The organism is Nonomuraea polychroma (genome assembly GCF_004011505.1).
GTDB lineage: Bacteria > Actinomycetota > Actinomycetes > Streptosporangiales > Streptosporangiaceae > Nonomuraea > Nonomuraea polychroma.
This window is the reverse complement of sequence record NZ_SAUN01000001.1, coordinates 523,456-535,505: the sequence shown is the minus strand read 5'-3', so window position 1 is coordinate 535,505 and position 12,050 is coordinate 523,456. Positions and strand designations below refer to the sequence as shown.

Annotated in this window: 14 protein-coding genes; 9 read left to right on the top strand and 5 right to left on the bottom strand. The window is 70.0% G+C overall.

Annotated features, from left to right (window positions below; translation table 11 throughout):
- Positions 1-9 precede the first annotated feature (9 nt).
- Positions 10-819: a DUF3097 domain-containing protein gene (locus tag EDD27_RS02385; RefSeq protein ID WP_127930856.1), complete on the top strand. Its 810-nt coding sequence runs from the start codon at positions 10-12 to the stop codon at positions 817-819.
- Positions 816-1,562 carry a DUF4870 domain-containing protein gene (locus tag EDD27_RS02380; RefSeq protein WP_127930855.1) on the top strand — a complete coding sequence of 249 codons (747 nt, stop codon included), beginning with the start codon at positions 816-818 and terminating at the stop codon, positions 1,560-1,562. The genes EDD27_RS02385 and EDD27_RS02380 overlap by 4 nt, the downstream gene beginning before the upstream one ends.
- Here EDD27_RS02380 and hemW read toward each other — a convergent pair.
- On the bottom strand, positions 1,559-2,779 hold the full coding sequence (hemW, locus tag EDD27_RS02375; protein ID WP_127930854.1) for a radical SAM family heme chaperone HemW: 1,221 nt from the start codon (positions 2,777-2,779) through the stop codon (positions 1,559-1,561). The genes EDD27_RS02380 and hemW overlap by 4 nt on opposite strands.
- A gap of 156 nt (positions 2,780-2,935) precedes the next feature.
- Between hemW and EDD27_RS02370 the strand changes: the two genes are divergently transcribed.
- Positions 2,936-4,183: a glycoside hydrolase family 18 protein gene (locus tag EDD27_RS02370; protein WP_127930853.1), complete on the top strand. Its 1,248-nt coding sequence runs from the start codon at positions 2,936-2,938 to the stop codon at positions 4,181-4,183.
- A 25-nt stretch (positions 4,184-4,208) separates the two neighbouring features.
- On the opposite strand, the gene EDD27_RS02365 is transcribed toward EDD27_RS02370, so the two are convergent.
- Together EDD27_RS02365 and EDD27_RS02360 are read right to left on the bottom strand one after the other, a co-directional pair.
- Positions 4,209-4,835, bottom strand: coding sequence for an MOSC domain-containing protein (locus tag EDD27_RS02365; protein WP_127930852.1), 627 nt, complete (start codon positions 4,833-4,835; stop codon positions 4,209-4,211).
- Between the two features lie 35 nt (positions 4,836-4,870).
- On the bottom strand, positions 4,871-5,179 hold the full coding sequence (locus EDD27_RS02360; protein ID WP_127930851.1) for a hypothetical protein: 309 nt from the start codon (positions 5,177-5,179) through the stop codon (positions 4,871-4,873).
- 106 nt (positions 5,180-5,285) lie between these two features.
- On the opposite strand from EDD27_RS02360, the gene ccmA reads away from it, so the two are divergent.
- Both ccmA and EDD27_RS02350 read left to right on the top strand, forming a co-directional pair.
- A complete protein-coding gene (gene ccmA, locus EDD27_RS02355; RefSeq protein WP_127930850.1) occupies positions 5,286-5,909 on the top strand; it encodes a heme ABC exporter ATP-binding protein CcmA in 624 nt (207 codons plus the stop codon).
- A 22-nt stretch (positions 5,910-5,931) separates the two neighbouring features.
- On the top strand, positions 5,932-7,434 hold the full coding sequence (locus EDD27_RS02350) for a DUF6297 family protein (RefSeq protein WP_127930849.1): 1,503 nt from the start codon (positions 5,932-5,934) through the stop codon (positions 7,432-7,434).
- Positions 7,435-7,441: 7 nt separating this feature from the next.
- On the opposite strand, the gene EDD27_RS02345 is transcribed toward EDD27_RS02350, so the two are convergent.
- The gene (locus EDD27_RS02345) at positions 7,442-7,933 is read right to left on the bottom strand and encodes a GNAT family N-acetyltransferase (protein WP_241563822.1); all 492 of its coding nucleotides are present in this window, start codon (positions 7,931-7,933) and stop codon (positions 7,442-7,444) included.
- A gap of 60 nt (positions 7,934-7,993) precedes the next feature.
- On the opposite strand from EDD27_RS02345, the gene EDD27_RS02340 reads away from it, so the two are divergent.
- Together EDD27_RS02340 and EDD27_RS02335 are read left to right on the top strand one after the other, a co-directional pair.
- Entirely contained in the window at positions 7,994-8,287 is a 294-nt protein-coding gene (locus EDD27_RS02340; RefSeq protein ID WP_127930848.1) for a hypothetical protein, read from the top strand.
- Entirely contained in the window at positions 8,284-8,700 is a 417-nt protein-coding gene (locus EDD27_RS02335) for an acyl-CoA thioesterase (RefSeq protein WP_127930847.1), read from the top strand. Before EDD27_RS02340 ends, EDD27_RS02335 begins: the two co-directional genes overlap by 4 nt.
- Before the next feature lie 3 nt (positions 8,701-8,703).
- On the opposite strand, the gene lepA is transcribed toward EDD27_RS02335, so the two are convergent.
- The gene (gene lepA / locus EDD27_RS02330) at positions 8,704-10,533 is read right to left on the bottom strand and encodes a translation elongation factor 4 (RefSeq protein ID WP_127930846.1); all 1,830 of its coding nucleotides are present in this window, start codon (positions 10,531-10,533) and stop codon (positions 8,704-8,706) included.
- Between the two features lie 55 nt (positions 10,534-10,588).
- Here lepA and EDD27_RS02325 point away from each other — a divergent pair, with 55 nt between their 5' ends.
- Both EDD27_RS02325 and rpsT read left to right on the top strand, forming a co-directional pair.
- Positions 10,589-11,575, top strand: a complete 987-nt coding sequence (locus EDD27_RS02325) for a glycoside hydrolase family 18 protein (protein WP_127930845.1) — start codon at positions 10,589-10,591, stop codon at positions 11,573-11,575.
- 109 nt (positions 11,576-11,684) lie between these two features.
- Positions 11,685-11,957 carry a 30S ribosomal protein S20 gene (gene rpsT / locus EDD27_RS02320; protein ID WP_127930844.1) on the top strand — a complete coding sequence of 91 codons (273 nt, stop codon included), beginning with the start codon at positions 11,685-11,687 and terminating at the stop codon, positions 11,955-11,957.
- The last annotated feature ends 93 nt before the right edge of the window (positions 11,958-12,050 follow it).

The following is a 12,050-nucleotide window of genomic DNA, read 5'->3' as shown; positions in this document are numbered from 1 at the left end:
GGTCCCCGTGTGTACGAGGGCGATGTGCTGGCGGGCAATTGGCGGCGGCCGGGCAAGGGCAAGATCCCGAAAGTGCCCGCCGAGCCGGACCTCGTCGTGGAGGACGCCGACAGCGGCTTCTGCGGCGCGGTGGTGGCCTGTGACAAGGAGGCCGTCACGCTGGAGGACCGGTTCGGCAGGCGGCGGTTGTTCCCGCTCGCGCCGGCCGCGTTCCTGCTGGACGGCAAGCCCGTGACCCTCGTACGTCCCACAGCCGCGCCCACCGCGACGCCCAGACGCAGCGCGTCGGGCTCCATCGCCGTGGAGGGGCTGCGGGCACGGGTGGCCAGGGAGAGCCGGATCTACGTGGAGGGCGTGCACGACGCCGCCCTCGTCGAGAAGATCTGGGGCCATGACCTGCGCGTCGAGGGGGTCGTGGTCGAATATCTGGAGGGCGTGGACGATCTGCCGGCCATCGTGGCCGAGTTCGGCCCCGAGCCGGGGCGCCGGCTGGGGGTGCTGGTCGACCACCTGGTGCCCGGCTCCAAGGAGGGCCGGATCGCCGCCAAGATCACCTCGCCGGACGTGCTCGTGGTGGGGCATCCGTTCGTCGACATTTGGCAGGCGGTCAAACCGTCCGTGCTGCGCATCCCGGCCTGGCCCGACGTGCCGCGCGGCGTGCCGTGGAAAGAAGGCGTGATCGCCGCCCTGGGCTGGCGCATGGAGCCCGCGGACGCATGGCGGCGCATCCTCGGCGCCGTCTCGACCTACACCGACCTGGAGCCGGAGCTGCTCGGCCGGGTCGAGGAACTGATCGACTTCGTAACGGAGGCATCATGACCCAGGACCCGGCGCAGCCGCCGCCCGACGACGACGCGACTCGGTACGTAGCCCCGTCGGACGTCCCGCCGTCCCAGGGCTCTGGCCCCCAGCAACCCGGCTCCCAGCCCGGCTACGGCTACGGACAGCAACCGGGGTCCCAGCCGGGCTACGGACAGCAGCCTGGATCGCAGCCGGGCTACGGCTACGGACAGCAGCCTGGATCGCAGCCGGGCTACGGCTACGGACAGCAGCCTGGATCGCAGCCGGGCTACGGTCAGCAGCCGCCTGGCCATGGTCAGCAGGCGCCCGGCTACGGCCAACCCCAGTCAGGCGGTTACGGGGGTCAGCCCGGTTACGGGTCCGCGCCTCACCAACCGCCCGGCTACGGTTACGCCCAGGCCCCCGGCGAGCCGTACATCCCCGGCCGGTTCGGCCCTCGCCCCGGCACCGACGACACCACAATGGCCATGTTGGCCCACCTGCTCGGCCTGCTCGCCTCCTGGCTCGGACCGCTGATCATCTACCTGATGAAGAAGGACGAGTCCCCTTACGTCAGGGACCAGGCGGCCGAGGCGCTCAACTTCCAGATCACGATGTTCATCGGCTACGCCATCTCGGGCATCCTGGTGATCGTCTTCATCGGCGCCCTCCTGCTCCCGGTGGTCTGGATCCTGTCCCTGATCTTCCACATCCAGGCCGCCATGGCGACGAACAAGGGCCAGAACTACCGCTACCCGTTCGCCCTCCGCCTGATCACCTAAACGAGCAGGTCCCTGACGAGCGCGTCGGCCAGCAACCGCCCCTGCAGCGTGAGCACCATCACGCCGGACTTGAACGGCTCGGGCTCCAGCAGGCCGCGCGCCAGCGCGGCGGCCACGGCCGTACGCGCGCCCGGCGCCACCTCGGCGAGCGGATAGCCGGACGCCAGCCGCAGCTCCAGCATGAGCCGCTCGTCGGCGCGGGCCTCCTCGTCGAGCACCTCACGGGCGTGCGCGGGCGAGGACTGCGCGGCCAGCCGCTGCGCGTAGGCGGCCGGGTGCTTGACGTTCCACCAGCGCGTGCCGCCGACGTGGCTGTGCGCGCCAGGGCCGGCCGCCCACCAGTCGCCGCCGGTCCAGTAGAGCAGGTTGTGCCGGCAACACGCGCCGTCGGACGTGGCCCAGTTGGACACCTCGTACCACTGGAACCCGGCCTCGGCCAGCATCCGGTCGGCGATCAGGTAGCGGTCGGCGGCCACGTCGTCGTCGGGCATCGGCAGCTCGCCGCGCCTGATCCTGGCGGCGAGCCTGGTGCCCTCCTCGACGATCAGCGAGTACGCCGACACGTGGTCGGGCCCGGCCTCGATCGCCGCGGCCAGCGAGGCCCTCCAGTCGTCGTCGGTCTCGCCGGGTGTGCTGTAGATGAGGTCCAGGTTGACGTGCTCGAACCCGGCCTCTCTCGCCTCCCGCACGGCCGCGGCCGGCCGGCCCGGTGTGTGCCTGCGGTCGAGGACCTGGAGCACGTGCTCGCGTACGCTCTGCATGCCGAAGCTGATCCGGTTGAAACCGCCGTGGCGGAGCTTGTCCAGCGAGGCGGGGTCCACGGACTCCGGGTTGGCCTCCGTCGTGACCTCGGCCCCCGGCCGCAGCCCGAACTCGGAGTCGATCGCGGCCAGGATCCTGGCCAAGTCCTCGGGAGGCAGCAGGGTGGGTGTGCCGCCGCCGAAGAACACCGTCTCCACCGGCAGCTCGGCGTCGCCCAGGACGCGGCGCGCGAGGCGGACCTCCTCGACGACCGTTTCCGCGTAGTCCTGGCGCGAGGCGCCGGGGCCCAGCTCGGCGGCGGTGTAGGTGTTGAAGTCGCAGTAGCCGCAGCGGGTCACGCAGAACGGCACATGGACGTAAAAGCCGAACGGACGCTCGCCGAGGTCGCTCAGGGCGCTGTCGGGCAGCTCGCCCGAGGTGGGCACGGGATCGCCGTCAGGCAAGGTGGATGGCACATCTTCCAGTTTGCCCGTCCGCAAGAGTGCTCCACGCCGGTCATAAGAGCCGCGGCTCCCCTGGCGCCGATCGTTGACGCCCTGGATGTGAGCGCTCTACGATCGGCACAACTTATTAGGAAAGTTTCCTATAAGTTGACCTCCGGGAGACGCTCGGTGAAGAAGAAGATCCTGATCACGCTCTCGCTCTTGCTGGGGCTCTCGGCGGTCTCCGTGCCCGCCGAGGCCCAGACCGGTTTCAAGCGGGTCGCGTACTTCATCCAATGGGGCGTCTACGCCCGCAATTACCACGTCAAGGACGTGGACACCACGGGTGCGGCCGCCAAGCTCACGCATCTCAACTACGCGTTCGGGTTCGTCAACGCCGAGGGAACCTGCTATTCGGCAGACCCGTGGGCGGACTGGCAGCGGCCGGTGCCGGCCGAGCAGAGCGTGGACGGCGTGGCCGACGCGCCGGGACAGGCCCTGAACGGCAACCTCAACCAGCTGCGCAAGCTCAAGGCCAAGCACCCGGGGCTCAAGGTGATGATCTCGCTGGGCGGCTGGACCGGCTCGAAGTACTTCTCCGACGCCGTGCTCACCGCCGAGTCGCGCGCCAAGCTGGCGCGCTCCTGCGTCGACCTGTGGCTGCGCGGTGACCTGCCGGGGCTGGAGCCGGGCGCGGGGGCCGGCGTGTTCGACGGGATCGACCTGGACTGGGAGTGGCCCGGCTCGTCCGGGGCCGAGGGGAACATCATCCGCCCCGAGGACAAGCAGAACTTCACGCTCTTCGTGGAGGAGCTGCGCTCGCAGCTCAAGGCCTACTCGAGGGCCGCGCAACTGACGGCCTTCCTGCCGGCCGCCGCCGCCAAGATCGACGCCGGCTTCGAGGTACGGCGCGTCTTCAGCCAGCTCGACTTCGCCACCATCCAGGGCTACGACCTGCACGGCACCTGGGAGCCGCAGACCGGGCACAACGGCAACCTGTTCACCGACCGGCGGGATCCGAACCCGGTGAAGTACAGCGTCGACCAGACCGTCCGCGACTACCTGACCCGCGGGGCGCCCGCACGCAAGATCGTGGTCGGCGTCCCCGCCTACGGCCAGGGCTGGACCGGCGTGACCGGCGGCGGTGACGGCCTCTACAAGCCCGCCACCGGACCAGCTCCGGGCAAGTGGGCCCCGGGCAGCGAGGACTACAAGGACCTGGTGAACAAGCCCGGCAAGCGCTACCGGGACCTGCGCACCGGGGCGATGTGGCTCTACGACGGCAACGAGTTCTGGTCGTACGACGATCCGGCGATGATGCTGCAGAAAGCGGCCTACATCCGGCTCAAGGGGCTGGGCGGGTCGATGATGTGGTCGATCGACCAGGACGACGCGCGCGCCTCCCTCACATCGGCGTTGTACTCGGTCCTGCGCTGACAAACACCGGCCGGGTAGGGGGCCTCTACCCGGCCAGCACCTTTTCCGCCATCTCGTCCCATCGGCCGTCATGTCCGGGAACGGCAAGGATGCGGCGCAACGCGTCCCTGTCCCCGTGGCGGGCCCGGAACCAGTCGGCCACCGTCACCCCGATCTCGGGACGCGAGACGACCTCCACCCCGTCTCCGGCGCCCAGCTCGCCGAGCTCGACCACCCTCAGGTAGGCCCCGGGCCGGACCGCTTCGGTGAAGCGCTTGACCCAGCCGGGCTCGTCCATCCAGTTGCGGAACACCACGCAGGGCACCCGGGGTCCGGTCACCTCCAGCACGGCGCTGCCCACCCGCCACCGCTCGCCGATCATGGCCCCGTTGACGTCGAGGCCGTAGGTGGTGAGGTTTTCGCCGAACCGCCCGTCACGCAGCTCCCGCCCCAGCTCGGCCTCCCACCAGTCGTAGTCCTCCCGGGCGTAGGAGTAGACGGCGTGGTCGGGGGACCCGTGGTGCTTCTTGTCGGCCCGCTCGTCGCCGGACAGCCCGTTGGCGAGGACCTCGACACGGTGCGTGACGGCTCGCTTGTCGATGGCCGTACGCCCCATCTTCCCGGCCCATCCAGCCTCGACCGTTGTGCCCACGTTGACGGAGAGAATGCGCATGAACCGGACGGTAACACTTGGCCCTGCGACTCCCTTCAGCCGCCGCCCACCTCACCGCAGTTGAGCTGCGACTCGGCATCGAACCCGGCAAGCTGTAACAACGTCTCCAGCGCGGCCTGCCGGGTCTCCTCGATCGAGTCACCCCGCTCACCGAAGCACTCGGCCGCCACATCCAGCAGCGCCGTGACGACGGCGGCGTCGGGATAAGGCACGTCGACCAGCACGGTGCCACCGTCTCCCTCCACTCCGGCCGCATCCAGGTGCCGGCTCAGCAGCCGTCTGGTCTCCTCGGCCACAGCGACCCCCAGCACCGCCGCACGCTCGAATCGCTCAGAAGCAATCACGCCACCCTCCAGTCGCACAGGTGTTCGGGAAGAGACCGTAGTCGGCGGCACCGACAGAATCCCGGGGCCTCGAACGGGCGGCGGACGGACCGGTTAGGCTCGAACGGTGTACGACTCGATCATCAGCGTTTCCGGACTCACGGTCGAGCTCGGCGGCAACCCGGTATTGCGGGACATGAGCCTGACCGTGGCGGCCGGCGAGATCGTGGCCGTCGTCGGCCCCAACGGGTCGGGCAAGTCGACCCTGCTGCGCTGCCTGGCCGGGCTCCAGCCCGCCGCCTCCGGCGAGGTGCGGATGTTCGGGAAGCCGCCGGTCGACGACGGCCCCTTCTGGCGCCGGGTCGCGCTGCTGGGCGACGAGCCCGCCTGGTACCCGGGGCTGACCGCGCGCGAGCACCTGGAGCTGATGGCGGCCGTGCACCCCACGGCGCGGATGACGGTCGAGGCGGCACTGGAGGTGTTCTCCCTGGTGGAGCGTGCCGACGCGGTGCCACTGAACCTGTCGACCGGCCAGCGGCAGCGTCTCTCGCTGGCCGCCACGCTGCTCAGGCCGAGCACCTTGCTCCTGCTCGACGAGCCGGAACGCGGCCTGGACGCCGATTTCCGTGGCCGGCTGGCCGGCCTGCTGGCCGCGTACACGGACGAGGGCGGCACCGTCGTCATGGCCACCCACGACCCGGGCCTGGCCGCCTGCGCCCGCCAGGTCTCACCGTCGGGCGTGACCGCATGAGCCGCGTTCCGGAGGTGCGGGCATGACGGAGTCCGGTGTCAGCGTGCGGTCGGTGCGGGCTTTCGTGCGGTCACACGGCCGCAGCCGCCGCCGCGCGGCCGATTGGTACGTCACCGGGTTCTGCGTCGCGGTGTTCCTCGCCGTGGTCGGCGATCCGCTCGCCGACGTGCTGGCGGGGCTGGCCGCGCCCGGCGATCCCGCGCGGATGGGGGCGGGAGTGGCGCTGATCGCGCTGGCGGCGGCCGCCTACCTGGCCGCGGCGCGGGCGGCGGGGCCGGTGATGCTTCCGGGGCCGGACGCGTCATGGTTGTTGCTCTCGCCGCTGAACCGGCGGCACCTGCTGGGACGTACCGGACAGGCGCTCCTTTCGGTGGGGGTGGTCGGGGGCGCTCTGCTCGGGCTGGGCGTGCTGGCCGTGCTGGGCGCGCCCGACCAGCTTGTGTGGCGGCTGCTCGGCGCGCTGGCGGTGGGCGTGTTCGCCGGCGTGGGCGGGATGGCGCTGGCGGTGCTGGCGCAGGCGTCCCAGTCGTGGCAGGTCTGGTTGACGGCCGCGATGGTGGCGCTCCTGGTGCTGGCGGCGGTGGCGGTCAGCGGGCAGCTCCGTACGGTGTCGGCCATCGCGGCCGGCGCACCACTCCAGGCGGTGGCCGCGGCGGCGGCCTGCGCCGCCGTAGCCTCAGGCCTGCTGGTACGGCAGGCGTGGGCGGCGCTGGACAGGATCCCCGCCCGCGACATCATGGCGGCCTCGACCCGGGCCGGACACGTGGCGAGCGCGGCCGTCTGCGTGGATCCGGGGAGGTTCACGTGGATCGCCGAGGACAACCACTGGAGGGCCAGGACGCTCCTCTCGCGACGGTGGCCATCGCTGCCGGCGCCGCTGGCGCTGGCCTGGCAGGACTGGCGCCGCCTGGCCCGCAGGCCGGGGCGCCTGGCGGCGATGCTCACGACCGCCGCGCTTCCTGTGGTGCTGGCCCAGGCCGGCTTTTCGCCTGCGGCGCTCGGAGTGGCCGTGCTGGCGGGCGGGCTGGCCGTGGCCGCGTCGAGCGCGACGGGCGCGCGGCGTGACAGCGACAACCCGGCGCTGGCCAGGTTGATCGGCGTGGGCCACCGCCCGGCGCTGGCGGCCCGCGCGGTGCTGCCCGCACTGCTGAGCGGCGCCTGGACCGCCACGGCCCTGACCGGACTGGTCCTGGCCGGCGGGTCTCCCGTGACGGGCGCGGCAGGGGTCGCGGTCTCGTGGTTGGTGGGGCTGCTCGTCGCTCCCGCGCTGGCCGCTGGAGGACTGCGGATGGCGCGGCGGAGCCCGGTCGATCACTCGCTTCCGATCATCGAGACCGCCGGGGGCGCCATCCCGCTCGGGCCGGTGTTGTGGGCGGTCACGGGCGTGGACGTGGCGGCGGCCGGATGCCTGCCCGCCTTGATCGCGCTGGCGTCTCCGGCTCCCGTCCCGGGCGCGCTGCTGGCCGCCCAAGCGGTGGCCGGTGTGGCGGTGCTGGCGGGTTACGTGTGGCGGACCGGGCGCTGAGGCGCGCTCAGGCGACGTACACGTCGCTCGGCACTCCCCCGTACGGAATCGTGCGGTCCCTGCGCATGCCAGCGCGCTCCGCCACCCTCCGTGACGGCGCGTTGGTGTCGCGGATCACGGCCACCACGGTCCCGAGCCGCTTGCCGACTCGTAGCGCCGCCTCGGCCAGCTCCAGCGCGTAGCCGTGCCCCCACGCCGACGGCCGGAACCGATAGTAGAGGTTCAGCACGTGCTCCCCGTCGACGACGGCGTGGCGCAAACCACCGAAACCGATCACCTCCGGCTCCCCCAGCAGCCGCGCCGCCCAATAGCCGAGCCCGCGCTCGTCCCAGTCGGCGAGCCACAGATCCAGCATGGCCCGGCTGGACTCCAGATCGGGGGACGGACCGGACGGGTTGTACACGCTCGTACGCGAGTCGGAGTGAAGCTCGTGCACGGCCGGCAGGTCGTCGCCTGTGACGCGAGATAGCAGCATCCGCGCCGTTTGCACCACTTCCATGCATTCAGGGTAGCCGTTACGATCGATAGGCAATCGCTGCCGATTGATAGGCGATGGGATATGGACGTACCGAAGATCCAGTCCGCACTGAGGCTCATCGCGCGCGGGCTGGAGGAGCTGGCGGGAGCGCTCGGCGATCAGGATGCGGGCGAGGACGAGCGGACGGCCCGGGTCATCCGGGAGTGGGGGCGCCGTGGCCTCACTCAGAAGGAGGCGTCGGAGCTGTTCCAGCGGCACGGGTTCGCCCCTCAGACCACGGGAGGCTGGGCGCGCGGCGAGTGGGTGGAACTCGGCGACGATGGGCTGCGCTACCTCACCGCCAAGTCCCACGCCTGGATGGAGGAGCGCTCATGACGTTCTCGGTGCGCGTCGCCGTCCGCGGCTACGAGCTCGACACGCAGGGCCACGTCAACGGCGCTGTCTATCACCAGTACGGCGACCATGCCCGTTGGGAGTGCCTGCGCGCCGCCGGCATCACGATCGACAACCTGCTGGCCAGCGGCGTCGGCCCCGTCACTCTGGAGAACACCATCCGCTACCACCGGGAGTTGCGCGGCGGCGACGAGGTGGACGTGACGTGCGCGTTCGAGTGGGGCGAAGGGAGGACGTTCCTGGTCAGGCAGGAGTTCAGGCGCGCGGACGGCGTCCTGGCCGCCGAGATGACCGGCGTCGGCGGGCTGATGGACCTCCAAGCCCGCCGGCTGCTCGCCGACCCCAGGTCACGCTGGCGCGCGCTCGCGCACACACCGGAGATCTTGGGGCTCTGAACGTTACTTCTTGGCCTTGTCGGCGCTGGAGTCGGTGGACAGCGCGGCGACGAAGGCCTCCTGGGGCACCTCGACGCGGCCGACCATCTTCATCCGCTTCTTGCCTTCCTTCTGCTTCTCCAGCAGCTTGCGCTTACGGCTGATGTCACCGCCGTAACACTTGGCCAGGACGTCCTTGCGGATGGCGCGGATGTTCTCGCGGGCGATGACCCGGGCGCCGATGGCGGCCTGGATCGGCACCTCGAACTGCTGCCGCGGGATCAACTCGCGCAGCTTCTTCGCCATGTCGACGCCGTAGGTGTAAGCCTTGTCCTTGTGGACGATCGCGCTGAAGGCGTCCACGGGCTCGCCCTGCAGCAGGATGTCGACCTTGACCAGATCGGCCTCCTGCTCCCCCGCCGGCTCGTAGTCCAGCGAGGCGTAGCCGCGGGTGCGCGACTTGAGCTGGTCGAAGAAGTCGAAGATGATCTCGCCGAGCGGCAGCGTGTAGCGGATCTCGACGCGGTCCTCCGACAGGTAGTCCATGCCGAGCAGCTGTCCGCGCCGCCCCTGGCAGATCTCCATGATCGCGCCGATGAACTCGGACGGGGCCAGGATCGTGGACTTGGTGACCGGCTCGAAGACCTGCGCGATCTTCCCGCCCGTCGGGAACTCCGACGGGTTGGTGACCGTGAGCTCCTTGCCGTCCTCCATGACCACGCGGTAGACCACGTTGGGCGCGGTCGAGATCAGCGACAGCCCGAACTCCCGCTCCAGCCGCTCGCGCACGATCTCCATGTGGAGCAGCCCGAGGAAGCCGACGCGGAAGCCGAAGCCGAGCGCGGCCGAGGTCTCCGGCTCGTAGACGAGCGCGGCGTCGTTGAGCTGAAGCTTGTCGAGCGCCTCGCGCAGCTCGGGGTATTCGTCGCCGTCGATCGGATAGAGCCCGGAGAACACCATCGGCTTCGGGTGCTCGTAGCCCGCCAGCATCTCGCCGGCCGGTTTGGTCGCCGAGGTGACGGTGTCACCGACCCGCGACTGGCGCACGTCCTTGACGCCGGTGATGAGGTAGCCCACCTCGCCCACGCCGAGGCCCCGGTCGGAGACCTTGGGCTCGGGCGAGATGACGCCGATCTCCAGCGTCTCGTGGGTGGCCATGGTGGACATCATCAGGATGCGCTCGCGCTTGCCGAGGTGCCCGTCGATCACCCGGACGTACGTCACCACGCCACGGTACGTGTCATAGACCGAGTCGAAGATCAGCGCCCGGGCGGCCGTGTCGGCGTTCCCGATCGGCGCGGGGACGGTCTGGACGACGTGGTCGAGCAGCTCGCGCACGCCCTCGCCGGTCTTGCCCGACACCCTGAGCACGTCGGACGGGTCGCAGCCGATCAGCCCGGCCAGCTCCTCGGCGAACTTCTCCGGCTGCGCCGCGGGCAGGTCGATCTTGTTGAGGACCGGGATGATGTGCAGGTCGGCGTTCATGGCCAGGTAGAGGTTGGCCAGCGTCTGCGCCTCGATGCCCTGGGCCGCGTCGACCAGCAGGATCGCGCCCTCGCACGCCTGCAGCGAACGGGACACCTCGTAGGTGAAGTCCACGTGCCCCGGCGTGTCGATCATGTTGAGCACGTGGCCGTCCCACGGCAGCCGGACGGCCTGCGACTTGATCGTGATGCCGCGCTCGCGCTCGATGTCCATCCTGTCGAGATATTGAGCGCGCATGGAGCGGTCGTCGACCACGCCGGTGATCTGCAGCATCCGGTCGGCAAGGGTCGACTTGCCATGGTCGATGTGCGCGATGATGCAGAAGTTGCGGATCAACGCGGGGTCGGTCTGGCCAGGCTGAGTGCGCACCGAAGTCCGTTTCGACAGGGTTGAGGTCAAGCGTCTTTCATGGTGACATGCCCGGGTGATTGCCCGAACCGTCATCCGCCGCGGCCTGCGCCTGCTCGCGCTTGCCTTGGCCGTCGTGGTCGCGCTGGCCGGCCTCCTCGCCGCCGCGCTCCGCCTTCAGTTTACCGGTGCCCCGGCGGCCTGGGCGAAGAGCACTGGCAACGACGCCCTCTGGCTGGGCCATATGTGGGTGGACGGCCGCCGCACCGAGCGTGACGTGCAGCAGTTAGCGGTACGGCTGCGCGCCACAGGCATCAAGGACGTGTACGTCCACTCAGGCCCGTTCGAATGGGACGGCAGCTTAAAACCCTCCAAATATCCCAATGCCGCAAATTTCGTGAAGTGGATGCGTCAGCACCTTCCAGCCGTCCGTGTCTCCGCCTGGCTCGGCCAGGCCGTCAAGAACGGTCTCGACCTCGACGACCCCAAGTCCCGCGACAACGTCCTCGCCGGCGTCGCCGCCATCATGAAACAGGGCTACGACGGCATCCACTACAACTTCGAGCCCATCGGCGACGACGACAGCGAGTTCCTTGACCTGCTGGAACGCACCCGGCAGCACACGAAGCTCCTGTCCACGTCGGTCCCGCAGATCGAGCCGTACCCGGGCATGCGCCTGACCGCCAGAGCGATCCTGAGCCACGACAAATACTGGTCCCACGGCTACTTCCAGCAGGTCGTGAGCCGCGTCGACCAGGTCGCCGTCATGACCTACGACTCGTTCACCCCGCTGCAGTCCCTTTACGGCGGCTACGTGGCCCGCCAGGCCGAGCTCGCCCTGGACCTGGCCCCCGACGACAAACTGGTGCTCATCGGCGCCCCGGCCTACCACGACCACGGGCTGGCCTGGGCCGACGCGGCCGAGAGCGTCGCGATGGCCGCCGAGGGCGCTAGGCTGGCGCTGACCGAGCACGGCCGCCGCGAGCGCTTCGGCCTGGCCCTCTACGTGGACTTCGCCGCCACGGAAGAAGACTGGCGAGAGTACATGACACGCTGGCGTTGATTTGAGCAGGCCCCTGGGTTATTGGTAACCTGTACAACTGCGTGTGGCGCGCCCTCTCTCGAGCCCGCGCGCCCCATCCAATCACTCAGACTTTCACCGAGGCTTCTTCGTGGCGAACATCAAGTCCCAGATCAAGCGCAACAAGCAGAACGAGAAGGCTCGTCTGCGCAACAAGGCGGTCAAGTCTTCTCTGAAGACCGCTGTCCGCAAGTTCCGCGAGGCCGCCGAGCAGGGCGACGTCGAGCAGGCTGCGGCACTGCAGAAGGCCGCCGCCCGCCAGCTGGACAAGGCCGCCAGCAAGGGCGTCATCCACAAGAACCAGGCTGCCAACCGCAAGTCGGCGATCGCCAAGCAGGCCGCCGCGCTGGCCGCCGCCAAGTAACACCTGGCACGGCAGACGCCGCACCCGTTCAGGGGTGCGGCGTTTTTGCGTACGGTTTTGTCACGATTTCGATATCACATCGCCATACCGGGT